General features: G+C 62.9%; 23 protein-coding genes and 1 pseudogene. 10 read left to right on the forward strand and 14 right to left on the reverse strand.

From position 1 onward, the window contains the following. The first annotated feature begins 182 nt into the window (after positions 1 to 182). The 5 genes from leuS to HB675_RS02215 all read left to right on the forward strand — a co-directional run bounded on the left by leuS (position 183) and on the right by HB675_RS02215 (position 6,160). Positions 183 to 2,789 (forward strand): leucine--tRNA ligase, encoded by a 2,607-nt coding sequence (gene leuS, locus HB675_RS02195; protein ID WP_213875444.1) that lies wholly within the window; start codon positions 183 to 185, stop codon positions 2,787 to 2,789. A 53-nt stretch (positions 2,790 to 2,842) separates the two neighbouring features. Continuing rightward, positions 2,843 to 3,448 carry an LPS assembly lipoprotein LptE gene (gene lptE, locus HB675_RS02200; RefSeq protein WP_213875445.1) on the forward strand — a complete coding sequence of 202 codons (606 nt, stop codon included), beginning with the start codon at positions 2,843 to 2,845 and terminating at the stop codon, positions 3,446 to 3,448. 60 nt (positions 3,449 to 3,508) lie between these two features. Further along, positions 3,509 to 4,546, forward strand: coding sequence for a DNA polymerase III subunit delta (gene holA / locus HB675_RS02205; protein WP_213875446.1), 1,038 nt, complete (start codon positions 3,509 to 3,511; stop codon positions 4,544 to 4,546). A gap of 84 nt (positions 4,547 to 4,630) precedes the next feature. Further along, a complete protein-coding gene (gene arfA / locus HB675_RS02210) occupies positions 4,631 to 4,792 on the forward strand; it encodes an alternative ribosome rescue factor ArfA (protein ID WP_213875447.1) in 162 nt (53 codons plus the stop codon). A 60-nt stretch (positions 4,793 to 4,852) separates the two neighbouring features. Next, complete coding sequence (locus HB675_RS02215) at positions 4,853 to 6,160, forward strand: lytic murein transglycosylase (RefSeq protein ID WP_213875448.1); 1,308 nt, start codon at positions 4,853 to 4,855, stop codon at positions 6,158 to 6,160. Positions 6,161 to 6,201: 41 nt separating this feature from the next. On the opposite strand, the gene HB675_RS02220 is transcribed toward HB675_RS02215, so the two are convergent. The 13 genes from HB675_RS02220 to HB675_RS02280 form a co-directional block, all read right to left on the reverse strand. Further along, positions 6,202 to 7,128, reverse strand: a complete 927-nt coding sequence (locus HB675_RS02220; protein WP_213875449.1) for an LD-carboxypeptidase — start codon at positions 7,126 to 7,128, stop codon at positions 6,202 to 6,204. Next, positions 7,125 to 8,150, reverse strand: coding sequence for a lipoyl synthase (lipA, locus tag HB675_RS02225; RefSeq protein WP_256737445.1), 1,026 nt, complete (start codon positions 8,148 to 8,150; stop codon positions 7,125 to 7,127). Before lipA ends, HB675_RS02220 begins: the two co-directional genes overlap by 4 nt. A gap of 1 nt (position 8,151) precedes the next feature. Beyond that, on the reverse strand, positions 8,152 to 8,814 hold the full coding sequence (gene lipB / locus HB675_RS02230; RefSeq protein WP_213875450.1) for a lipoyl(octanoyl) transferase LipB: 663 nt from the start codon (positions 8,812 to 8,814) through the stop codon (positions 8,152 to 8,154). After that, positions 8,815 to 9,090, reverse strand: a complete 276-nt coding sequence (locus HB675_RS02235) for a DUF493 domain-containing protein (RefSeq protein WP_213875451.1) — start codon at positions 9,088 to 9,090, stop codon at positions 8,815 to 8,817. Positions 9,091 to 9,172: 82 nt separating this feature from the next. Further along, the gene (locus HB675_RS02240; protein WP_213875452.1) at positions 9,173 to 10,333 is read right to left on the reverse strand and encodes a D-alanyl-D-alanine carboxypeptidase family protein; all 1,161 of its coding nucleotides are present in this window, start codon (positions 10,331 to 10,333) and stop codon (positions 9,173 to 9,175) included. 145 nt (positions 10,334 to 10,478) lie between these two features. Further along, the gene (locus tag HB675_RS02245; protein ID WP_213875453.1) at positions 10,479 to 11,492 is read right to left on the reverse strand and encodes a septal ring lytic transglycosylase RlpA family protein; all 1,014 of its coding nucleotides are present in this window, start codon (positions 11,490 to 11,492) and stop codon (positions 10,479 to 10,481) included. Next, positions 11,492 to 12,517: a lytic murein transglycosylase B gene (gene mltB, locus HB675_RS02250; RefSeq protein WP_213875454.1), complete on the reverse strand. Its 1,026-nt coding sequence runs from the start codon at positions 12,515 to 12,517 to the stop codon at positions 11,492 to 11,494. The genes HB675_RS02245 and mltB overlap by 1 nt, the downstream gene beginning before the upstream one ends. Positions 12,518 to 12,534: 17 nt before the next feature. After that, on the reverse strand, positions 12,535 to 13,638 hold the full coding sequence (gene rodA / locus HB675_RS02255; RefSeq protein ID WP_213875702.1) for a rod shape-determining protein RodA: 1,104 nt from the start codon (positions 13,636 to 13,638) through the stop codon (positions 12,535 to 12,537). Between the two features lie 31 nt (positions 13,639 to 13,669). Beyond that, on the reverse strand, positions 13,670 to 15,568 hold the full coding sequence (gene mrdA / locus HB675_RS02260) for a penicillin-binding protein 2 (protein WP_213875455.1): 1,899 nt from the start codon (positions 15,566 to 15,568) through the stop codon (positions 13,670 to 13,672). Between the two features lie 15 nt (positions 15,569 to 15,583). Next, positions 15,584 to 16,051, reverse strand: coding sequence for a 23S rRNA (pseudouridine(1915)-N(3))-methyltransferase RlmH (rlmH, locus tag HB675_RS02265; protein ID WP_213875456.1), 468 nt, complete (start codon positions 16,049 to 16,051; stop codon positions 15,584 to 15,586). Positions 16,052 to 16,060: 9 nt separating this feature from the next. Further along, positions 16,061 to 16,459, reverse strand: coding sequence for a ribosome silencing factor (gene rsfS / locus HB675_RS02270; RefSeq protein ID WP_213875457.1), 399 nt, complete (start codon positions 16,457 to 16,459; stop codon positions 16,061 to 16,063). Positions 16,460 to 16,475: 16 nt separating this feature from the next. Continuing rightward, positions 16,476 to 17,123 carry a nicotinate-nucleotide adenylyltransferase gene (gene nadD / locus HB675_RS02275; protein WP_213875703.1) on the reverse strand — a complete coding sequence of 216 codons (648 nt, stop codon included), beginning with the start codon at positions 17,121 to 17,123 and terminating at the stop codon, positions 16,476 to 16,478. Between the two features lie 41 nt (positions 17,124 to 17,164). After that, complete coding sequence (locus tag HB675_RS02280) at positions 17,165 to 18,439, reverse strand: glutamate-5-semialdehyde dehydrogenase (RefSeq protein ID WP_213875458.1); 1,275 nt, start codon at positions 18,437 to 18,439, stop codon at positions 17,165 to 17,167. A 178-nt stretch (positions 18,440 to 18,617) separates the two neighbouring features. Here HB675_RS02280 and HB675_RS02285 point away from each other — a divergent pair, with 178 nt between their 5' ends. Then, a complete protein-coding gene (locus HB675_RS02285) occupies positions 18,618 to 19,316 on the forward strand; it encodes a DNA-3-methyladenine glycosylase (RefSeq protein ID WP_213875459.1) in 699 nt (232 codons plus the stop codon). 3 nt (positions 19,317 to 19,319) lie between these two features. Further along, positions 19,320 to 20,594: pseudogene (locus HB675_RS02290) on the forward strand (bifunctional DedA family/phosphatase PAP2 family protein); the annotation flags it as partial. 95 nt (positions 20,595 to 20,689) lie between these two features. On the opposite strand, the gene HB675_RS02295 reads toward HB675_RS02290, so the two are convergent. After that, complete coding sequence (locus HB675_RS02295) at positions 20,690 to 21,280, reverse strand: LON peptidase substrate-binding domain-containing protein (protein ID WP_213875461.1); 591 nt, start codon at positions 21,278 to 21,280, stop codon at positions 20,690 to 20,692. Between the two features lie 266 nt (positions 21,281 to 21,546). Between HB675_RS02295 and HB675_RS02300 the strand changes: the two genes are divergently transcribed. The 3 genes from HB675_RS02300 (at position 21,547) to HB675_RS02310 (ending at position 24,476) form a co-directional block, all read left to right on the forward strand. After that, positions 21,547 to 22,002: a MaoC family dehydratase gene (locus HB675_RS02300; RefSeq protein ID WP_213875462.1), complete on the forward strand. Its 456-nt coding sequence runs from the start codon at positions 21,547 to 21,549 to the stop codon at positions 22,000 to 22,002. A 74-nt stretch (positions 22,003 to 22,076) separates the two neighbouring features. Continuing rightward, on the forward strand, positions 22,077 to 23,798 hold the full coding sequence (locus HB675_RS02305; protein WP_213875463.1) for a C13 family peptidase: 1,722 nt from the start codon (positions 22,077 to 22,079) through the stop codon (positions 23,796 to 23,798). Positions 23,799 to 23,834: 36 nt separating this feature from the next. Beyond that, a complete protein-coding gene (locus tag HB675_RS02310; RefSeq protein ID WP_213875464.1) occupies positions 23,835 to 24,476 on the forward strand; it encodes an oxidoreductase in 642 nt (213 codons plus the stop codon).

A 24,476-nucleotide genomic window follows, 5' to 3' on the forward strand; every position in this document is an offset into this window, starting at 1 on the left:
ATCCGGCGAGGAACTTCGACCAACGGATAATCCGGCGCAATCAAGGTTTCCCTCGGTAGTCGGGGGTCATGTATGCTACGGCGTTTCACGATTGTCGCCGGGAGACCGGCAGCCGGAGCCCCGGCCGCAGCTGATTTCAGGCTGCCTGGACAAGGTCACCCATTTCTCAGCGCAAAGTAGCCATGCACGAACTCTATACGCCCCGCGAAATCGAAGCCGCCGCCCAGACCTTCTGGGACGAGCACAAGTCCTTTGAAGTCAGTGAACAGCCCGGCAAGGAGACCTTCTACTGCCTGTCGATGTTCCCCTACCCAAGCGGCAAGCTGCACATGGGGCACGTGCGCAACTACACCATCGGCGACGTGATTGCCCGTTACCAGCGCATGCAGGGCAAGAATGTCCTGCAGCCCATGGGTTGGGATGCGTTCGGCATGCCGGCGGAAAACGCCGCCATGAAGAACAATGTGGCCCCGGCGAAGTGGACTTACGAAAACATCGCCTACATGAAGTCCCAGCTGCGCAGCCTGGGCCTGGCGGTGGACTGGTCGCGAGAGGTGACCACCTGCAAGCCCGATTACTATCGCTGGGAACAGTGGCTGTTCACGCGCCTGTTCGAAAAGGGCGTGATCTACCGCAAGAACGGTACCGTCAACTGGGACCCGGTGGACCAGACCGTACTGGCCAACGAGCAAGTCATCGACGGCCGCGGCTGGCGTTCGGGCGCGGTGATCGAAAAACGCGAAATTCCGATGTACTACTTCAAGATCACTGCCTACGCCGACGAGTTGCTGACCAGCCTCGACGATCTGCCGGGCTGGCCTGAACAGGTCAAGACCATGCAGCGCAACTGGATCGGCAAGTCCAAGGGCATGGAAGTGCGGTTCCCCTACGACGTCGCCTCCATTGGCGAAGCCGGCTCGCTGAAGGTGTTCACCACCCGCCCCGACACCCTGATGGGTGCGACCTACGTCGCCGTGGCGGCCGAACACCCGCTGGCCACCCTGGCAGCGAAGGGCGATTCGGCCCTCCAGGCCTTCATCCACGAATGCAAGAGCGGCAGTGTTGCCGAAGCCGACGTGGCCACCCAGGAAAAGAAAGGCCTGCCCACCCGCCTGTTCGTCGAGCATCCGCTGACCGGAGAGCGGTTGCCTGTCTGGGTCGCCAACTACGTGCTGATGCACTACGGAGATGGCGCGGTCATGGCCGTGCCGGCCCATGACGAGCGCGACTTCGAGTTCGCCTCCAAGTACGACCTGCCGATCAAGCCAGTGGTCCGCACCAGCGTCGGCGACCTGACCCCGGCGCCCTGGATGGCCGTCTACGGCGAACACGGCACCCTGATCAACTCCGGCGATTTCGACGGACTGGACTTCGAGGGCGCCTTCGATGCCATCGAAGTGGCACTGATCAAGAAAGAATTGGGCCAGTCCCGGACCCAGTTCCGCTTGCGCGACTGGGGCATCAGCCGCCAGCGCTACTGGGGCTGCCCGATCCCGATCGTGCACTGCGACGCCTGCGGCGACGTGCCGGTCCCTGAAGACCAGTTGCCGGTAGTGCTGCCCGAAGACGTGGTGCCGGACGGCGCCGGCTCGCCGCTGGCCCGCATGCCCGAATTCTACGAATGCAGCTGCCCGAAATGCGGCGCACCGGCCAAGCGTGAAACCGACACCATGGACACCTTCGTCGAGTCGTCCTGGTACTACGCACGCTATGCCTCGCCGCACTACGAGGGCGGCCTGGTCGATCCCAAGGCGGCTGACCACTGGCTGCCGGTCGATCAATATATCGGCGGCATCGAACACGCGATCCTGCACCTGCTGTACGCACGCTTCTTCCACAAGCTGATGCGCGACGAGGGCCTGGTCAGCTCCAACGAGCCGTTCAAGAACCTGCTGACCCAAGGCATGGTCATCGCCGAGACCTACTATCGTCTCGAAGCCAACGGCAGCAAGACCTGGTACAACCCGGCGGATGTCGAGCTGGAGCGTGACGGCAAGGCCAAGATCATCGGCGCCAAGTTGATTGCCGACGGCCTGCCGGTGGAAATCGGTGGCACCGAGAAGATGGCCAAGTCGAAGAACAACGGCGTCGACCCGCAATCGATGATCGACCAGTTCGGCGCCGACACCTGCCGCCTGTTCATGATGTTTGCCTCTCCACCCGACATGAGCGCCGAATGGTCCGACTCCGGCGTCGAAGGCTCGCATCGCTTCCTCAAGCGCGTCTGGCGCCTCGCCCAGGCCCATGTGGCTCAAGGCCTGCCGGGCAAGCTCGATCTCAGCGAACTGAGCGATGAGCAGAAAGCCGTGCGGCGCGCCATCCACCTGGCCATCCGCCAGGCCAGCCAGGACGTCGGCCAGCACCATAAATTCAACACCGCCATTGCCCAGGTCATGACCTTGATGAACGTGTTGGAAAAAGCCCCTCAGGACAGCGAAAGTGACCGCGCCCTGCTGCACGAAGGGCTGGAAACCGTGGCCCTGCTGCTCGCGCCGATCACCCCGCACATCTGCCACGAACTGTGGCAGGCACTGGGTCATGGCGATGCCATCATCGACGCCGGCTGGCCGACCCTGGACGAATCTGCGCTGGTGCAGGACAGCCTGCAGTTGGTGATCCAGGTCAACGGCAAGCTGCGCGGCCAGATCGACATGCCCGCCAGCGCCAGCCGCGAAGAGATCGAAGCGGCGGCGCGGGTCAACGAAAACGTGCTGCGTTTCACTGACGGCCTGACCATTCGCAAGGTCATCGTAGTACCGGGCAAGCTGGTCAACATCGTCGCCAGCTGATGGCGACGGCTTTGCCAGGAAATGACAGACAGGATTTCTACGGAGCAACAAGAATGATCAAACGCAACCTGCTGGTAACAGGCCTCGCCGTGCTGCTGAGCGCCTGCGGTTTCCAGTTGCGCGGAACAGGCACCAACACGATGCAGCTCAAGGAATTGAACGTCAGCGCTCGTGATGCCTACGGCCCTACCGTCAAGGACCTGAAAAACGCCCTGGAGCACAGCGGCGTCAAGCTTGACGGTTTCGCCACCTACAAGCTGGTCCTGACCGACGAGAAGGCTGACCAACGCACGGCCAGCTACAGCGGTTCGGCCCGCTCGGTCGACATCGAGCTGGACAACGTCCTGAGCTTTGAGGTGCGCGGCCCGACCAACATCGCCCTGATCAGCGACACCATCGAAACCGAGAAGGAATACACCCACGACGGCAACAACCTCGCGGGCTCTGATTCCGAAGCCGATGTGGTGCGCCAGGAGATGCGTCGCGAAGCCATTCAGCGCTTGATGTTGCGCCTGCAAGCCCTGACGCCGGCACACCTGGACGAGCTGCAGGCCAAGGCTGAAGCCAAGGCCAAGGCCGACGCCGATGCCGAAGCAGCGGCCCAGCGCCAGATGGACAACACCCCGCAGCAGTCGCCGATGGACATCCCCACCAAGTGATGTTCGCGAGGGTGCACCCTGACAACAAGGGGGCCCCTCGGTATTTATGAAACCGGGCTTATGAAACTCAACGTCGCGCAACTGGGCAAGCACCTGCTAGGGTCGCTGGCGCCGGTCTACATCGTCAGTGGCGACGATCCCCTGCTCTGCCAGGAAGCCGCCGACGCCATTCGGGCCGCTGCCCGCCAGCAAGGCTTCGACGAGCGCCAGGTGTTCAGTGCCGACGCCAATTTCGATTGGGGTACGCTGCTCCAGGCCGGTGCCAGCCTGTCGCTGTTCGCCGAGCGACGCCTGCTGGAACTGCGCCTGCCTTCGGGCAAGCCCGGGGACAAGGGCGCGGCAGCGCTGATGGAGTACGCCGGACGCCCGGCCGAAGACACGCTCCTGCTGATCAGCCTGCCCAGGCTCGATGGCAGCGCGCAGAAGACCAAGTGGGGCAAGGCGCTGATCGATGGCGCCCAGACCCAGTTCATTCAAATCTGGCCGGTGGATGCCGGCCAGTTGCCACAATGGATTCGCCAGCGTCTGGCCCAGGCCGGCCTGTCGGCCCAGCCGGACGCGGTGGATCTGATTGCCGCCCGGGTCGAAGGCAACCTGCTGGCCGCCGCGCAGGAAATCGAGAAGCTCAAACTGTTGGCCGATGGCAACCTGATCACTCTTGAAACAGTGCAAGGTGCAGTGGCCGACAGCGCACGCTTCGATGTTTTCGGCCTGGTCGACGCCATCCTCAACGGCGAACCGGCCCACGCCCAACGGATGCTCGAAGGCTTGCGCAGCGAGGGCGTGGAACCGCCCGTGATCCTCTGGGCCCTGGCTCGGGAGCTGCGGCTGTTGGCCAGCCTGTCCCAGCAATATAGCCAGGGCGTGCCACTGGACAAGGCGTTCAGCCAGGCCCGGCCGCCCGTGTGGGACAAGCGCAAGCCGCTGATGAGCAAGGCCCTGCAACGCCATTCGGCGCTGCGCTGGAGGCAGTTGCTGCAGGATGCTCAGCAGGTGGATGCGCAAATCAAGGGCCAGGCGCCGGGGTCGGTGTGGGTGAGCTTGTCGCGGTTATCGTTGTTGATGGCGGGTTTGCGGCTGGGCCTGCCGGCGCAGTGAGCGTATTGCCCCCATCGCGATTTGCCAGCATTGCGCCCTGCATCGAGAAGCGTATGATCCCCGCCGTCAACGAGGAGACACGCCATGAGCCAGAAACCCGCAAAGCGCCCCAACAAGGCCAAATCCATCGTCGCCCAGCCCTTGTTCCGCAGCCGTCAGGAACGACCGGCCAAAGGCAAAGGCAGCTACCGCCGTGAAGCCTTCCCATCGAAAGACGGGGAGGCTTTTTACTTTCTGGCTGCCTGAACCCTTCGTCGCGCAGGCATGATAAGGTCATCACCTGACCTGAAATACCTGGACCCCCGCATGTCTCTTTGCCTTACCCTTCGATGGCCGTTTCGCCAGTTCATGGCGGCCACCAGTTTCATACTCCTCGTTGCCTGTGCTGAAAAACCCATCGCTGCTGCGGAAGCCTCCCTGCCCACGGCCTCCGGACCTGCAGTCCAGACGGCTGCGGCGCCCGCTGATACCCCTGCGATGCCCACCCAGTCCTTCGAAGACTGGGAAGCCGGTTTTCGCGTGCAAGCCCTGCAGGCCGGCATCAGTGCGGCCATCTTCGATCACGCGTTCGCCGGCCTCGCGCCCGACCCCAGCGTTGTCACTGCCGACCGTAGCCAGCCTGAATTCAGCCGGCCTGTCTGGGAATACCTCGAAGGGGCCATTTCTCCGGTGCGCGTGCGCAAGGGGCAGGCACTCCTGGCGCAGAACGCCGATCTGCTGAGCCGCCTCGAAGCGCGCTATGGCGTGGATCGCCAGGCCCTGATCGCGGTCTGGGGCATGGAAAGCAGCTTCGGCCAGTTTCAGGGTGATAAGTCGGTCATTCGCTCACTTGCCACGCTGGCCTACGAAGGACGTCGCCCAGATTTCGCCCAAAGCCAGTTGATCGCAGCCTTGCAGATCCTGCAGAACGGCGACATCGCCCCGGAGCGCATGCTCGGGTCGTGGGCCGGAGCTATGGGCCAGACTCAGTTCATACCCACCACTTATGCCACCCATGCGGTAGATTTCGACGGCGATGGCCGTCGCGACATCTGGAACAGCAGCGCTGACGCCTTGGCTTCCACGGCCTACTATCTGCAAAGTTCTGGCTGGCAGCGTGGCCAGCCCTGGGGGTTCGAGGTGCAACTGGCGCCTGGCTTCGACTATAACCTTGCCGACGGAGTGGTCCGCAAACCGGTCAGTGAATGGATGCAAATGGGCCTGACCTTGCCGGTGGGCACGCAGATGCCTGCCGGTGCCGACAACCTCTCCGCCGCCTTGTTGCTGCCAACTGGCTACCGGGGACCCGCGTTCCTGGTGCTGGACAACTTCCGCGCCGTGCTCAAGTACAACAACTCCTCGTCCTACGCCCTGGCGGTCAGCCTGCTGGCGCAAAAGCTGACGGGGGGCGGCGGGATTGTCGGCAACTGGCCGAAGGATGATCTGCCCCTGAGCCGCAGCGAGCGGATGGAACTGCAGAACCTGCTGAGTGCCCGGGGTTATGACGCGGGCACACCTGACGGCATCATCGGCGCCAACACGCGCAAGGCGATCAGGCAGGCGCAACAGCAGTTCAGCGAGCCACCGGATGGCTATGCCACCCATGTGTTGCTGGAGCGGTTACGCCAGCCCTGAGCGGCGGTTCCCGAGCAAAGTCGGAAAGCGGACAACACCATTCAACGCGTCACTTCCTGCTCCAGCACCACCACCTTCTGCTCGGCATCCAACCTGACCAGCGCCCCCAGGGGCAAGGTCAGGTTCGGGTCGCAGTGACCGCTGCGCCAACCGGACAGCACCGGAATGCCCAACGGCCCGAAATACTCATGCAGCAAGGCATCCAGTGGCTCGCGCTCGATCCCGGCAAAATCTCCTGCCAGCACGCCCGCCAGCCCCTCGAACTTGCCCGCCAGACGCAGGTGATTGAGCAGCCGATCGATCCGATACAGTGGCTCGTTGACGTCTTCGATGAAGAGAATGCCGCCGGCCGTGTCGATTTCCCAAGGGGTGCCCATCAGCGAGCCGATCATTGCCAGATTGCCGCCCACCAGCCGCCCATGGCTGATGCCGTGCTCGACGGCCGTCAGCGGGTAGGCGGTTGGATGATTCAGCACCGCGCCCGAGCGCACCTGGCCGGTCACCAGCCCGCGCAGGGAGGCTTCTGTGGGGGGTTGCCGGCCCTTGAGCAGGTCCCCCGTCAGCATCGGCCCATGAAAACTGACAAAGCCAGCCTTGCGGGCGATGCCCAAGTGAATGGCCGTCAGGTCGCTGTAGCCGATGAAAGGCTTGGCGTTATGACGCAACAGGTCGAAGTCGATACGATCCAGCAGCCGCGGACTGCCATAGCCACCCCGCTGACACAGGATCAGATTGACCTCGGGGTCGGCAAAGGCATCGTGCAGGTCGCGCAGACGCTGGGCATCGCTGCCGGCCAGATACCCGCGCTTCTGGAACACGCCAGGGTACACCCGCAGGCGATAGCCCCGCTCGCGCAGCCAGCGACCGGCCAACGCCTCGTCCAGAGGCGCCGGCCCGGCGGGTGCCACTACACCGATCAAGCCACCCGGCGCGAGCGCCGGGACCGGAGCCGCCGGCGCCAGGATCACAGCTTGATCTTGGCTTCGTGGGCTTGCTGGTCAGCGTGGTACGAGGAACGTACCAGCGGCCCGGAAGCGACGTTCTTGAAGCCCATCTTGCGGCCTTCCTCGGCAAACCAGTCGAACACGTCCGGGTGCACGAAACGCTGGACCGGCAAGTGGCTGCGCGATGGTTGCAGATATTGGCCAAGGGTCAGCATGTCGATGTTGTGCTCGCGCATGCGCTGCATCACTTCGATCACTTCGTCATCGGTCTCGCCCAGGCCAAGCATCAGCCCCGACTTGGTCGGTACGTGGGGTACCAGTTCCTTGAATTTCTGCAGCAGCGTCAGCGACCATTGGTAGTCCGAACCCGGACGCGCCGCCTTGTACAGGCGCGGCACGGTTTCCAGGTTGTGGTTGAACACATCCGGCGGCTCTTGTGCAGTGATTTGCAGGGCAATGTCCATGCGGCCGCGGTAATCCGGAACCAATGTTTCCAACTGCACGCCTGGGGACAGCTTGCGGATTTCCCGCAGGCAATCGGCGAAATGCTGAGCACCACCGTCGCGCAGGTCGTCGCGATCCACCGAGGTAATGACCACATACTTGAGGCGCAGGTCGGCAATGGCCACGGCCAGGTTCATCGGCTCGTCGGTGTCCAGCGCCTTGGGACGCCCGTGACCCACGTCGCAGAATGGGCAGCGACGGGTGCAGATGTCGCCCATGATCATGAACGTGGCCGTACCACCGGAGAAGCACTCGCCCAGGTTCGGGCAGGACGCCTCTTCACAGACACTGTGCAACTTGTGCTTGCGCAGCAATTGCTTGATACGGTCGACTTCCGGGGAAACCGGGATACGCACGCGAATCCAGTCCGGCTTCTTCGGCAGCTCGGTGGTCGGGATGATCTTCACCGGGATGCGCGCGACCTTCTCGGCGCCGCGCAGCTTGACGCCAGCCTCTACCTTGGTGGGGCGGGGGGCTGCGGTTCGGTCGGAAAGGTCCAGCGTCGGTATCAGGGTTTGCACAGCGTCTGTGGCAGTAGTCATATCAGTCGATTCCGCCCTTAAGGGTCGTCTGCTCAGCATAGTCGAGGTGCTTGACGAACTGCGAGCGCAGCCGGGCACTGACCTCGGCAAATTCAATCGGGCCTGCATGATCGCACAACTGGGTCATGGGCAGGCCGGCATATCCGCAAGGGTTGATTCTTTTGAAGGGCTGCATGTCCATGTCGAGGTTGAGGGCCAGGCCATGAAACGAGCAGCCCTTGCGAATCCGCAGCCCCAGCGAGGCGATCTTCGCCCCGTCGACATAGACACCCGGCGCATCGGCTTTCGCCGCGCCTGCCACCCCATAACTGGCGAGCAGATCGATCAGGATCTGCTCCATGCGCGTGACCAGTTCACGTACGCCGCAGCCCCGACGGCGCACGTCCAACAGCAAGTAGACCACCAGTTGGCCGGGGCCATGGTAAGTCACCTGCCCGCCGCGGTCGACCTGAACCACCGGGATTTCACCCGGCAGCAGCAAGTGCTCGGCCTTGCCGGCCTGGCCCTGGGTGAACACCGGGGGGTGCTGCACCAGCCAGACCTCGTCCGGCGTGTCGGCATTGCGCCCATCGGTAAAGCGTTGCATGGCACGCCACACAGGCTCATAGGGCTGGGTTCCAAGCTCACGAAAGCCGAGTGTGGAAAACCCTGAGGCGATCAACATTTACAACACCATGTGAACGAAGCCGGTGGCGCGCAGCTCGCTGTTGATGTCGTAGAGCTGGTCCTGGCCCGTGGCCACGATGTGCAGCTGGATCGTGGTGTACTTGCCATTGCTGCTTTGCCGCTCGACCGATATATCGTGGTTGATGCTCGCATGTTTGGCGACGATCTCGATGACTTTGTCGCGCACGCCCACACCTGTGTCGGCAATGACCTTGATCGGGTAGTCGGTGTTGGGGAATTCGATTTTGGGTGCTTTTACTTCAGTGTCTGTCATGGCAGTGACGGCCTCGTAAGCCGTGAAGACGGACAAGCCCCCCGGCCGTCAATGACGAGCGGGGGGCCAGCAGTTCACGATATCAGTTGAACAAGCCGTAGAAGAATAGACGAAGGCTATCCCACACGCGGCGGAAGATACCACCTTGATCGACCGCATCCAATGCGATCAGGTCGGCGGTTTGAACGACTTTGTCGCCATTCTTGACTTCGACCTTGCCGATCACCTGGCCCTTGGCGATCGGGGCGATCAGCTGTGGGTTGATGGTCATGGTGGCCGCCAGATTTTTCAGCTGGCCGCGTGGCAAGGTCATGGTCAGGTCTTCAGCCAGACCGGCCTTGACCTGGTGTGCTTCGCCTTTCCAGACCGTGGCCTGGGCCAGTTCAGCGCCCTTCTGGTAGAAAGTCTGGGTTTCGAAGAAACGGAAGCCGTAGGTCAGCAGCTTCTGGGTTTCCGACGCCCGAGCCGCTTCGCTGTTGGTGCCGAACACCACCGCGATCAGACGCATGCCGTCACGTACAGCCGAGGACACCATGCAATAGCCGGCTTCATCGGTGTGACCGGTCTTCAGGCCGTCAACGGTCTTGTCGCGCCACAGCAGCAGGTTGCGGTTAGGCTGCTTGATACCGTTCCAGAAGAACTCCTTCTGCGAGTAGATCGCGTAGTGCGCCGGGTCTTCGTGGATGATCGCGCGCGCCAGGATCGCCATGTCATGCGGGCTGGAGTAGTGATCGGGGTTCGGCAGACCGGTCGGGTTCATGAAGTGCGAGTTCTTCATGCCCAGTTGTTCTGCGGTCTTGTTCATCAGGTCAGCGAACGCATCTTCGCTGCCGGCGATGTGCTCGGACAAGGCGACTGTGGCGTCGTTACCCGACTGGATGATGATGCCGTGCAGCAGGTCGCTTACGCTGACCTGGGAGCCGACCTTGAGAAACATCCGCGAACCACCGGTGCGCCAGGCGTTTTCGCTGACGTTGACCATGTCGTTCTCGCCAATCTGGCCGCGACGGATTTCCAGGGTGGCGATGTAGGCCGACATCAGTTTGGTCAAGCTGGCGGGCGGCAGACGCTGGTCGCCGTTCTCATCCACCAGCACCTGCCCGCTGGACGCTTCCATCAGCACCCAGGCCTTGGCGGCAAGTTGAGGGGCGGCCGGTGTCATCTGCTCTGCCGCCCAGGCGGCGGGGGCTAGCAACAACGGTACAAGCAGGCATAGGCGTTTGGCGAAGGTGGTGATGTTCATCCGTCTCTCGAAATTGCTGATGGGCATTGCCCAACAGGGGCAACACGGGTTTCGGAACTGACGTTCCGGCTCACTATCCGCTGTGTCACCAGCGGTTAAACAACTGACGGCAGTGCCTGCGTCAGCCTTGTCTCTTCACGGCAGCTCAGTCCAGCGTGACGATCTTGGCGGACCCCAGGTTGGCCAGACGCACGTTCTGCTGCATCTGCTGGGCTTCACCCGGCGTCTGGATCGGCCCCAGACGCACGCGATAGAGTGTCTGCTGGTTGCGAACCACCGGGCTGGTGAACGCCGGAGCCGTCACCATCGAACTCAGTTTCGATCTCAAGAGCTCCGCAGCGTCCGGGTTGGCGAACGCTCCCACCTGGAGATACAGGCCAGATACTGGTGCAGAACCGTTTTTTTTTGCGTCCGCCACCGCCGGCAATACGGCCGGGGCATGCTGGGCGGGCGGCGGCGTGTACTGCTCCACCGTGCCGGTGCTGGGGCTCAGCGGCTGCTGCGCCTGGGCCACCACTTGCGGCGAATCCACCATCAACGGCGCCGGCTTGCCACGCGCGGCCCACCACTGTTGCGGGTCGATCCCCTCCACACGGACCCTGGCCGTGCCGATTTCGGCGTAACCGAGTTTCTTCGCCGCGGCGTAGGACAAGTCGATAATGCGGTCCGAATAGAACGGCCCACGGTCGTTGACCCGCAGAATCACGCTGCGGTTGTTGTCCAGGTTGGTGACTTTCACATAACTGGGCAGTGGCAGCGTCTTGTGCGCCGCGCTCATGCCATACAGGTCATAAACCTCGCCATTGGCGGTGTTCTGGCCATGGAACTTGGTGCCGTACCACGACGCCGTACCCGTGGCCACGTAAGTGCTCGAGTTCGTCAGCGGGAAATAGGTCTTGCCCAGCACCGTATAGGGGTTGGCCTTGTAAGGGCCGGTGTGCAGGGTCGGCACGGCATCAGGGATGCGCGACACGTCGACGTCCCACCACGGCGCGCCGTCCTTGTGGGCCCGGTTGATGTCCAGCCCTGGCTGGGAACGCACCACATTGCTGCCTGCCTGGCCATAGTGCGTGCTGGTGGATGAGCAGCTGACCATCAGGATGCCGAGGGCCGTGAAACCCATCAGCTTGAGTGGTGTGCGTATCGACATTACCCGCATTACTTGACGCCCCGTGCTTGTACCAGCAGATCCGACAGCTGATGCACGGCCATGGCGTACATCACACTGCGGTTATAGCGAGTGATCGCATAAAAGTTCTTCAGCCCTATCCAGTATTCCGGGCCATCGGCGCCATCCAGGCGAAACGCGGTGACCGGCAGGTCAGCGCGCAGCGCATCATGACTTGTCCAGCCCAGGGCTCGCAACTCCCCAACGGTCTTGACCGGTTCGATTCCGGGGCTCAGCCCCTCATCGACACGCGGGCCTTGCACCACGGCGCGGCTGACCACGGGTTCGCCGGCCACCCAGCCATGCTCCTTGAAATAATTGGCGACACTGCCGATGGCGTCATCCGGATCGGTCCAGATGTTGATATGGCCGTCGCCGTCAAAGTCCACCGCGTAGGCGCGAAAGCTGCTGGGCATGAACTGCGGCAAGCCCATGGCACCGGCATAGGAGCCTTTGACGCTGAGGGGGTCGATTTGCTCATCGCGCGCCAGCAGCAGGAATTCGCGCAGCTCCTTGCGAAAGAAGTCGGAACGCGGTGCATAGTCGAAACTCAGGGTCGATAAAGCGTCCATCACCCGATAATTTCCGGTATTGCGACCGAAAAAGGTTTCGACGCCGATGATCGCGACAATCACCTGGGCCGGCACGCCGTATTCACGCTCGGCGCGGGCCAAGGCTACTTCGTTCTGCCGCCAGAAATCGACACCACGGGCGACGCGCGCATCGGTCAGGAACATCGGCCGGTACTCGCTCCACGGCTTGACCCGCTCGGCCGGCCGCGAAATCGCATCGAGAATGGCCTGCTTGCGCTGCACCTCGTCGAACACGCTCATCAATTGCTCACCGGCAAAGCCGTAGTCGCGGGTCATTTCGCCGACGAACTGCGCCACCTTGGGCGAACCTGCGTAGTCGCCCACCGGCGCCGGCTGCGCCTGGCTGTACTGCGACGAGCCGAGCACGCCCACCAGGCCGACCCACGGCATGCAGCGAGCAGCCCAGTTAAGCAACACTTGCATTGAATTCTTCACCTTGATCAAACTTGTGCAATCCACTTTCGATGCGTGTGGATCGACATCAAAACCCCAAACGCTGACATCAGTGTCACCAGCGAAGTTCCACCATAACTAATGAAGGGCAGCGGCACGCCAACCACCGGCAGCAGGCCACTGACCATACCGATATTGACGAAAACGTAAACAAAAAACGTCATGGTCAGTGACCCGGCCAACAGCTTGCCGTAAAGCGTCTGCGCCTGTGCGGTGATGACCAGGCCACGGCCGATCAGCAAGACGTACAGCAGCAGCAAGGCGCAAACACCCACCAGGCCGAACTCCTCGCCGAGCACCGCAATGATGAAGTCGGTGTGGCTTTCCGGCAGGAAGTCCAGATGGGACTGAGTCCCCATCAGCCAGCCCTTGCCGAACACCCCGCCCGAACCGATCGCGGCCTTGGACTGAATGATGTTCCAGCCGGTGCCCAGCGGATCGCTCTCCGGGTCGAGGAAGGTGAGGATTCGCTGCTTCTGGTAGTCATGCATGATGAAGAACCACATGGCCACGGCCACCGGCACCAGCGCGGCGATCACGCTGATGATCCAGCGCCAGCGCAGCCCGGCCATGAACAGCACGAAGGTCCCCGAGGCCAGAATCAACAACGCTGTGCCCAGGTCTGGCTGACGGATGATCAGCATGGCCGGCAGGCCGATGATCAGCAGGCTCACCGCCACATGCTTGAGCTGCGGCGGCAGCGTGCGCTTGGCCAGGTACCACGCGATGGTAGCCGGCATGATGATCTTCATGAATTCCGACGGCTGGAAGCGAATCACCCCCGGAATGTTGATCCAGCGCGTCGCCCCCATGGCGTTGTGGCCCATGACGTCGACCACCACCAGCAGGATCACCCCCAGCACGTAGGCCGCCGGCACGTAGCGCGCCATGAAGCGCGGCTCCAGCTGGGCGATGACGAACATCGACACCAGGCCGATGCCGAACGAGGTCGCCTGCTTGATCAGCAGGTCCCAGCTCTTGCCACTGGCGGAATAAAGGACGAACAGGCTGCCGGCCGCCAGGGTCAACAGCAGGATCAGCAAGGGACCATCGATATGGATGCGCTGCAGAAACGTGGCGCGGCGCCGCATCACATCATCGCTGGAGAGGATGCGGTCGAAATTACTCTTCACGTGCCGTGATCTCCGGGGATTGAGCGCTGGCGTATTCGGGTTTCAGGCGTCCTTGAGAATCGAGCAGCCAGGCGTCCATCACCTGGCGGACCACGGGGGCTGCCACGCCAGAGCCGGACTCGCCATTCTCGACCATCACCGCGACGACGATCCTGGGATTGTCGGCCGGCGCAAAGCCGACGAACAAGGCGTGGTCGCGGTGACGCTCCTGCAATTTGGCCCGGTCATATTTCTCGCCTTGGCGAATGGCAACCACCTGAGCAGTGCCGCTCTTGCCGGCGATGCGGTATTGCGCGCCGACCGAAGCCTTGCGCGCGGTGCCACGGGCACCATGCATGACCTGCTGCATGCCGTGGTTGACCTTGTCCCAGTCGGACGGGTCGCGCAGCACGATGTCGGCCATGGGGCTGGGGTCGACCGACTTTTCGCCGCCCACGGTACGGGCCAGGTGCGGGCGGTTCCATTTGCCTTTGTTGGCCACCAGCGCCGTGGCCTGGGCCAGCTGCAAGGGCGTGGCCTGCATGTAGCCCTGACCAATCCCCAGAATCAGGGTTTCACCGGGATACCAGACCTGCTTGCGGGTCACTCGCTTCCACTCCCTGGAGGGCATGAGCCCCGCCGACTCCTCGAACATGTCCAGCGCGACTTTCTGCCCGACGCCGAACTGGCTCAGGTAACTGTCCAGCCGATCGATGCCCAGCTTGTGCGCCAACTCGTAGAAATAGGTGTCATTGGAGCGCATGATCGCCGTGTCCAGGTCCACCCAGCCATCGCCGGTACGGTTCCAGTTGCGGTACTTGTGATCGAAGTTGGGCAGCTGGAAATAGCCCGGGTCGAAGACCCGCGTCGAGGCGGTGATCACACCGCTGTCGAGGCCGGCGATGGCCACCGCCGGCTTGATGGTCGACCCCGGCGGGTACAAGCCACGCAACACTCGGTTGAACAGCGGCCGGTCGACCGAATCGCGGAGATCGGCATAGTCCTTGAAGCTGATGCCGGTCACGAACGGATTGGGATCGAAGCTGGGCTGGCTGACCATGGCGAGGACTTCGCCGGTGGCAGGGTCCAGCGCGACGATGGCGCCACGACGCCCGGCCAAGGCATTTTCCGCCGCTTCCTGAAGGTTGATGTCCAGGCTCAAGGCGATATCCTTGCCCGGTACAGGATCAGTGTGCTTGAGCACCCGCAGCACCCGGCCCCGGGCGTTGGTCTCGACCTCTTCGTAACCGACCTGGCCATGCAGGTCGTCTTCGTAGAAGCGTTCGATACCGGTCTTGCCGATGTGCGAGGTGCCGCTGTAATTGACCGTATCGAGACCCTTCAGCTCTTTCTCGTTGATTCGCCCCACATACCCCACGGAGTGAGCGAAGTGCGCACCCTGCGGGTAGTGCCGCACCAACTGTGCGACCACCTCCACGCCGGGCAGGCGGAACTGGTTCACCGCAATGCGCGCGATCTGCTCTTCATTGAGCTCGAACAGGATGGAGACCGGCTCGAACGGCCGACGTCCCTGCCGCACGCGCTTCTCGAAAATCGCCCGGTCATCCGGAGTCAGCTCAAGGATCTGCACCACGTCATCGAGGACACACGGCCAATCCTTGCCGGCGCGTTCACGGGTCATGCTGAGGCTGAAGCTGGGCCGGTTGTCAGCCACCACTACGCCATTGCGGTCATGGATCAGGCCCCGCGGCGGCGCGATCGAGAGCACGTGCACGCGGTTGTTTTCCGACAGCGTGGAGTGGTACTCGTACTGCACCACCTGCAGGTAATACATCCGCACCATCAGTACACAGACAAGCGCAACCACCACGCAAGCGCCGACCACGACGCGTCCGCGCACAGTGCGCGCGTCCTTTTCGTGGTCCTTGATGCGAATCGGCTGGGGCATCGGCGGGTAGGCGACTTATTTGTGGTAAGGGTGCCCGGACAGAACCGTCCAGGCGCGATACAGCTGTTCGCCAATCAAGATGCGCACCAGCGGATGAGGCAGAGTCAACGCCGACAGCGACCAACGCTGGTCTGCACGTGCGCAGACCTCCGGCGCCAGGCCCTCGGGCCCGCCGACCATGAAATTGACCGTACGTGCATCAAGCCGCCAGCGGTCCAGTTCGGTTGCCAACTGCTCGGTGCTCCAAGGTTTACCGTGCACCTCAAGGGTGACGATACGCTCGCCTGGCTGCACCTTGGCCAACATCGCCTCGCCTTCCTGGCGCATGAAACGGGCGACGTCGGCGTTCTTGCCGCGGGTATTGAGTGGGATTTCCACCAACTCCAACGGCAGCTCGGCAGGCAGGCGCTTGGCATATTCATGCCAGCCTTCTTCCACCCACTTGGGCATGCGCGAGCCGACCGCAATCAAACGCAGGCGCATCGCAAGCCCTTACTGAGGGAAATCGTTACCAGGGGTGTGGTGGGCACCGCTGGCGGCACGGCTTTGCTCGGCACCCTGCCACAGACGCTCGAGGTCATAGAACTGACGGGCTGCAGCGGTCATCATGTGAACGATGACGGTGTCGATGTCCAGCAGCACCCAATCACTCTCGCCCTTGCCTTCTTCGCCCAATGGCTTGAAGCCCTTGGCCTTGACGTTCTCGCGAACCTTGTCGAGCATGGCGTTGATCTGGCGGCTGGAAGTACCGGTGGCAATGATCATGTAGTCGGTGATGCTTTGTTTTTCGCGCACGTCGATGACCAGGATGTCCTGGGCCTTCACATCTTCGAGGGCGGCAACGGCGGCCTGGACCAGTACGTTGTCGTGGGTGATTGCTTTGTCAGTCATATAAAACTCATTCAGTTCAAATGGGCGAACGGTACAGTCCGTTCGCCTCGATATAGGCCAGTACCGCGTCAGGCACCAGGAAACGTACCGACTTACCGCTGGCCAGCAGTTGGCGGATCTGGGTGGCGGACACCGCGAGCGGTGTCTGCCAGACGAATGTAATCTGCCCGCTCGGCCCTTTGAGGGCCAACGGGTCGCTGACCGAACGCGCCGCCAGCAGATTGCGCAAGGCAAACGGTGGCTCGCTGTCCGCATCAGGTCGTTGCAAGACCAGAATGTGGCAATGCTGCAGCAGTTCTTCCCATCGATGCCAGGAAGGCAGACCGCAGAAGGCGTCCCAGCCCAACAACAATATCAGCTGATCATCAATGGCCAGTTCGGCGCGCATCGACTCCAGCGTTTCGATCGTGTAGGACGGCTTGTCCCGCTGCAGCTCCCGGGCATCGACCTTGAGCAAGCGCACGTCCTTGACCGCCGACTCCACCATCGCCAGGCGATTGACTGCCGATACCTGTGGCATGTCGCGGTGTGGCGGGCGGGCGTTGGGCGTCAGCCGTACCTCATCCAGACCCAGGCTTTGGGCAACTTCCAACGCACTGCGCAGGTGGCCGATGTGCACGGGATCGAACGTCCCGCCCAGCACACCGATACGCCGGGGCGACAGGGCCTGAGGTCGGGCGTCCGCAGACGACAGATCACTCAAGGTCAGGCCGGATCCTGACCGCGCACGGCCACGCCATCGCCGATGACAACGTATTTCTCGCAGGTCAGGCCTTCCAGGCCGACCGGGCCACGGGCGTGCAGCTTGTCCGTGGAAATGCCGATCTCGGCACCCAGGCCGTATTCGAAACCGTCGGCGAAACTGGTGGGCGCGTTGAGCATGACCGAAGCTGAATCGATTTCGGCCAAGAACCGCCGCGCATCGCCTTGCAGCTCGGTGACGATGGCGTCGGTGTGGTGCGAACCGTAATGGTTGATGTGCTCGATCGCCTGGTCCAGGCCATCAACGACACGGATCGACAGGATCGGTGCCAGGTACTCGGTACTCCAGTCGTCCTGGGTCGCCGGGTTGACGTCGATGATCGCCAGGGTGCGCTCGCAACCGCGCAACTCCACGCCCTTGTCACGGAACTGTGCGGCCATGTCCGGCAGGAATTCGGCCGCCACGGCCTGATCCACCAACAGGGTTTCCATGGCGCCGCAGATCCCGTAACGATAGGTCTTGGCGTTGAAAGCGATACGCTGTGCCTTGACCAGGTCGGCACCCGCGGCCACATACACATGACAGATACCGTCCAGATGTTTGAGCACCGGAACGCGGGCGTCGCGGCTGACCCGCTCGATCAGCCCCTTGCCGCCGCGCGGGACAATGATGTCCACATATTGCGGCTGGGTGATCAGCGCGCCCACGGCTTCGCGGTCAGTGGTCTGCACCACCTGCACCACGGTCTCCGGCAGGCCGGCCTCGGCCAGGCCGCGAGCAATGCAGGCAGCGATGGCACGGTTGGAATGAATGGCTTCCGAGCCGCCACGCAAAATAGTGGCATTGCCCGACTTCAGGCACAGGCTGGCCGCGTCGATGGTCACGTTGGGCCGCGACTCGTAGATAATCCCCACGACACCCAGCGGCACGCGCATCTTGCCGACCTGAATACCCGAAGGACGGAAGCTCATGTCGCGGATCGCGCCCACCGGGTCCGGCAGGGCCGCCACCTGGCGCAGGCCGACCATCATGCTGTCGATACGGGCCGGCGTCAGCGCCAGGCGTTCCAGCATGGCGGGCTCCAGGCCATTGGCGCGGCCAGCGGCCAGATCCCGTTCATTGGCCGCCACCAGCTCGGCCCGCGCGGCGTCCAGCGCATTGGCGGTGGCGAGCAGGGCACGGTTCTTCTGCGCGGTACTGGCACGGGCGATTACCCGCGAAGCTTCGCGGGCAGCGCGGCCCAGGCGGGTCATGTAGTCAAGAACGGACTCAGTCATGGTCTCTGATGGTCTTGGCAAAGAGGAAAGCCGCTGATTATAGCTGTCACATGGGCCCACTAACAGCGCAGACAGGCGGATGGTCGAAATCTCCCGCCGCCGGCTCGGCATTGCGCCGCCTGACCGGCGAAAATTGTTATGATTCTGCGCTTGATCGCCCGGCAACAGGCCACCCTAAATGCAACAAGGCGTTACAGCATGGCCCGAAGCACGGCCATTGCCCGACAGCTTCTTTGACCGCGATGCGCAAGTTTTGGCCCGCGAACTGCTGGGCAAGGTCATCCGTCACCGTCACGGCCCTTACTGGCTGGCCGCACGCATCATCGAGACCGAAGCGTACTACGCCAGTGAAAAAGGCAGCCATGCCTCGCTGGGCTATACCGAAAAGCGCAAAGCGCTGTTTCTCGATGGTGGCCACATCTATATGTATTACGCCCGCGGCGGCGACTCGCTGAACTTCAGCGCCCAAGGTCCCGGCAACGCGGTGCTGATCAAGTCGGCCTATCCCTGGCTCGACGGCTATTCGGATGCCAACGCCCTGACCCAGATGCAACTCAACAACCCGGATGCCAGCGGCCAGCCACGCGCGCTGGAGCGTCTCTGTGCGGGCCAGACCCTGCTCTGCCGGGCTCTGGGCCTCAAGGTGCCGGACTGGGACGCGCAGCGTTTCGACCCGGCGCAGCTGTTCGTCGATGATGTAGGCATTATTCCGACACACATTATCCAGGCAACACGCTTGGGTATTCCCATCGGCAGGGATGAACATCTGCTCTACCGCTTCGTCGATGCCGACTACGCGCGCCACTGCACACGCAACCCCATGCGCCGTGGCCAGGTCGAAGGCATCGATTACTTCATCGAGACAAAAGGAAACTGAATCATGGGCCAATGGCTCGATAGCCTGACCCTCTGGTTGGGCAGCCACCCCGAATGGCTCGCCCTGGCAATCTTTCTGATTGCGTTCGTGGAATGCCTGGCCATCGCCGGGCTCATCGTGCCGGGCACTGTGGTGCTGTTCGCGGTGGCGGTGCTGGCCGGACGCGGAGCATTGCCACTGGGCGAAGTCCTGCTGCTGGGATACCTCGGCGGCTTGTTGGGGGATGCGGTTTCGTACTTCCTCGGACGACGCTTTCATCAGCGCATCCGCCAACTGCCATTGCTGCGCACTCATCCGCAGTGGATAGGCACGGCCGAGGGCTATTTCCAGCGCTACGGCATCGCCAGCCTGCTGGTAGGACGCTTCATCGGCCCCCTGCGGCCGATGCTGCCGATGGTGGCCGGAATGTTCGACTTCCCCTTGCTGCGCTTTGTGCTGGTCAGCGTGGTAGCCGCCGCCGGCTGGTCAGTGGCTTATCTGCTGCCCGGTTGGGCCACCGGGGCCGCCACCCGCCTGCCCTTGCCACCGGGTTTCTGGCCACAGGCCGGCGTGGTGGCTGCCGGGGTGGCGATTCTGATCGGGTTGAGCATTCACACCAGCTTGCAGGCCCGTGAGCGCGGCACTCGGCTGATTGCCGCCGCCAGCCTGGTGATGTTGGCCGCTGTGTTGGTCGGCTGGCCCTACCTGAGCCATTTCGATCAGGGCCTGATGACGCTGATCCAGGAACACCGCAGTACCGCGCTGGACCCGATCATGGTGCGCATCACCAAGGCGGGCGACTTCCGCAGCCAATTCGTCGCGGCACTGGCCGTGATCGCCGTGCTGCTGGTCACCCGTCACTGGCGCCATGCCGTCTTTGCACTGGGCACAACCCTGGGCACAGCGCTGGGCAATGCGGCGATCAAGGCGTCTTTCAGTCGCCACCGGCCGGATGTGCTGTCGACCCCGCTGAGCAGCTTCAGCATGCCAAGCGGCCACAGTTCGGCGTCCTTCGCGCTGTTCCTGACCCTGGCGGTACTGGCCGGACGCAACCAGCCCCCGCGCATGCGCGTGACCTGGCTGTTGCTGGCCAGCCTGCCGGCACTGTCGATCTGCGCCTCGCGGCTCTATCTTGGCGCCCACTGGCCGAGCGATGTGCTCGCTGGCGCCCTGCTGGCCTGCACTGCCTGCGCCATCAGCCTGACGCTGGCGCAGTGGAATCAGAAACTGCCGAGCCTGCCGACGCGCACCTGGTGGCTGATCGTGCCCGCGTGCGTCATCCTGCTGAGCTACTTTGCCTTCACCAACTTCAGTCATGAGTTCGAGCGTTACGCCTATCCGGGTGTACAGGTCCAGGATCAGGCCTGCGACACACCGGTGGGTCAGGAGCAAGCTCAGGCGAACAATTCGCCCTGCAGCTGATCCAGCAGCAACTGAATGGCGGCCAACCGTGCATGGGGGTCGCCCAACTCCAGCAGCTCGAGCTTCTCCTCTTCGGTGAACGGCAGCAGATAGCCCAACTGATTGGCCAACGACTGGCGCCCCGAGGCGCCGGTCGCCATGTCCAGCGCCGCCACCATCGGGTGCTCTGCCAGCGCCACCAGCAGCGCCAGCAGATCCTCGTCTTCGTCTTCCAGAGGGGAGTCGTCGGCCTCCTCCAGCCATTCCACATCCGCCAGAATCAGCTGATCGCGCTGCGTTTCGGTGCTCAGCACGCGAAACCGCCGCCCCCCTTGCACTCGGATGCCCAGCAGGCCGTTATCCTGCTGCTGGAAGTCGGTAATCCGGGCCTCGCAGCCGACCTGGGCATAATCACTGGGCGCGGCGCCGACTTCATCGCCCCGCAGGATGCACACCACGCCGAAGCCGGCGCCCTGCTTCATGCAGCGTCCGATCATGTCGAGGTAGCGGGCCTCGAAAATCTGCAGGTCCAGGGTACAGCCCGGGAACAGCACGGTATTGAGTGGAAACAACGGCACCGTCATAAACTTTCCTTAAACGAACAGACCCACGGCCAACGCCAGCGATTTCGGCTCCCTCTACCAGCGTAGTCAAGCCAGGCCAGAACAACTGTCGGATACATCGCAGGTTCGATAAAGCGCAATGGCAGCCATTATAGACAGGCTGCAAACCGTCTATGACGCACTATTCGGCAATGTTACAAACCTTGACCCTGCGTCCTCCAGCCGCCTACGCTCGGGCTCGGCTACATCCCCTGGCCGCACCTTCGGCCGAAAAAAGGAGCCTGGCGATGCCACATGTCCCCCTGCATGAGTTGCAAGATTACGTCGGCAAACGCCTGGGCGTGTCCGAGTGGCTGACCATCGATCAGACCCGTATCAATCTGTTCGCCCAGGCCACCGGCGACTTCCAGTTCATCCATGTCGACCCGCAAAAGGCTGCCCAGACGCGGTTTGGCAGCACCATCGCCCATGGATTTCTGTCGCTGTCCTTGATCCCGGTGCTGATGGAGGACCTGCTGGTCCTGCCGGAGGGCCTGAAGATGGTGGTCAACTATGGCCTGGACAGCGTGCGTTTCATCCAGCCGGTCAAGGTCGACTCCAGGGTGCGGCTCAGCGTGCAGCTGGACGCGGTGCACGAAAAGAAACCCGGCCAATGGTTGCTCAAGGCCATTGTCGCGATGGAAATCGAGGGCGAGATCAAGCCTGCGTTCATCGCCGAACCGCTATCGCTTTGTTTCATCTAGTGAAACACGGCTAATGACTGTTTCAGGGACGACATGTGCGGCATACTCAGGCGCATACCTGCCCGGACCCCGTCATGCGCCCACTCGCTCCACTTGCCCCCATTGCCCTTTCCCTGCTGCTGGTCGCCTGCGGCGAAGGCGAGCCGCTGTCGCCGCCTGACGCGCGCCTCCCGGATGGCGGTCGTTACCGTGGCGAAGTCGTCAATGGCGTGTTGCAAGGCCAGGGCCGCATCGATTATCCCAATGGCAGCGGCTACATCGGCCAGTTTGCCGATGGGCAGTGGGACGGCGAAGGGGAATGGCACGGGCGCAACGGGGAAACCTACAAAGGCGGCTTCAACCACGGGCTGTTCGAGGGCCGGGGCACCCTCGTCGCCCACGGCGCCACCTACACCGGCGGCTTTCTGCAGGGACGTCGCGACGGCGAGGGTACGCTCAAGGAACCGGGCGTCAGTTATCGCGGCGGCTTCAAGGAAGACCAGTACTCCGGCCCCGGCCACCTCGAACTGGCCGACGGCAGCCAGTACCAGGGCCAGTTCGCCCACGGCAAGCCCAATGGCGAGGGTTCGCGCAGCGACGCTGCCGGCAACCAGTTCACCGGCAATTTCGTTGACGGCATGCTCGAAGGCCACGGCAACTACAACAGTGCCGACGGCGACCAGTACATCGGCAGTTTTCGCCACAGCCAGCTGAACGGCCGTGGCCGCTATGAGAACTCCGACGGCGACGTGTGGATCGGCGAGTTCAAGGACGGCGCACTGACCGGCAAAGGCGAACTGCTGGGCGCCGACGGCAGCCATTACACGGGCGACTTCGAGGACTGGAAGTTCTCCGGCATCGGCACCCTGAACCTGACCGACGGCAGCGCCTACAGCGGGTCGTTCGACAATGACACCTACGACGGCCCCGGACGCCTGACGCTCAAGGACGGGAGCGTTCAAAGCGGCTTCTGGGCCAACGGACAGCGCGTGCGTGACGACAAGGGTCAGCTGCTGCCCGACCCATTGGACCTTGGCCTGCTCAATCAAGGTCGCCTGCTGGACGATGCGTTGGCCGCTGTGCCGCGTTCCACCAACGGGATCAACCTCTACAGCCTGGCATTGGGCGGTGACGGCCAGCAAAGCGTGTTCATGCGTGAAGCCGACTACGTCAGCCATATGCTCGCCAGCCGCTTCGGCGCCTTCGGCCAGATTACCCTGGTGAATCACCGCGACCACCTGGCCGATCGTCCCATGGCCAGCCGCGAGACACTGAGCCGCGCCATTCGCACCCTGGCCGAACGCAGTCGACCCGAGGACCTGGTGTTCATCTACTTGAGCAGCCACGGCACCCACGAGCACGAACTGGTGCTCGACCAGCCGCGCCTGCAACTGGCAGACCTGCCCGCCGACCAGCTCGAGACGCTGCTGGCGCCACTGAAAAACCGTGACAAGATCATTGTGATATCAGCGTGCTACTCCGGAGGCTTCATCCCGGCGCTTAAAGATGAGCATACATTGATCATGACCGCGTCTCGGGCCGACCGAGTGTCCTTCGGTTGTTCCGAAGAGGCCGACTTCACCTACTTTGGCGACGCGTTGTTCGCCCAGGCGCTGAACGAAACCGATGATTTGCAGCAGGCATTCGAACTTGCCCGAAAGCACGTTGCCGAACGAGAAATCGCCGACAGCTACGAAGCCTCGGAACCGCAGATATGGGCGCCCAAGGCGGTTTTGGCCCATTGGCAACGATTGCGCCAGCAGCAGGCCCGCAACGCGTTGCAAGACGCAACGCAGACCAGCATCCAGACCCGCTGAAACGAGTCGCCGTCTTCCGTTTCGAAGGAGAGAAACATGTACCTGACCCCCCAGCACATCCTCTTGGCAGGAGCCACGGGACTGACCGGCGAGCATCTGCTGGACCGCCTGCTGAACGAACCGACCATCAGCCGCGTACTGGCGCCTTCGCGGCGACCGCTGGCCGAGCATCCGCACCTGGAAAACCCGGTGGGCAGCCTGACCGAGTTGCTGCCCGGGCTTGAAGGGCAAGTAGACATTGCCTACTGCTGCCTGGGCACCACGATCAAGGTCGCGGGTTCCGAAGAGGCCTTCCGCCAGGTCGATCACGATCTGATCGTAGCCTACGCCCAACGCGCGCGCGACATGGGCGCTCGGCATCTGCTGGTGATCAGCGCGATTGATGCCGACCCCAACTCATCGATCTTCTATAACCGCGTCAAAGGCGAGACCGAACAGGCGCTACGTGCGCAGAACTGGCCCCAATTGACCATCGCCCGGCCCTCCCTGCTGATCGGCGAACGTGTCGAACCACGCCTGGTGGAGCGCATCGCGGCGCCGCTGTCCAAACTGATTCCCGGCAAGTATCACGGCATCGAGGCGCCTCAGCTGGCGCGCGCGCTGTGGCGATTGGCGCTGGAGGAACAGGATGGGGTGCGGGTGGTGGAGTCCGACGAGTTGCGCCGGCTGGGTAAATAA

Origin of the sequence: Pseudomonas sp. dw_358 (assembly GCF_018449655.1) — a bacterium.
Classification (GTDB): Bacteria; Pseudomonadota; Gammaproteobacteria; order Pseudomonadales; family Pseudomonadaceae; genus Aquipseudomonas.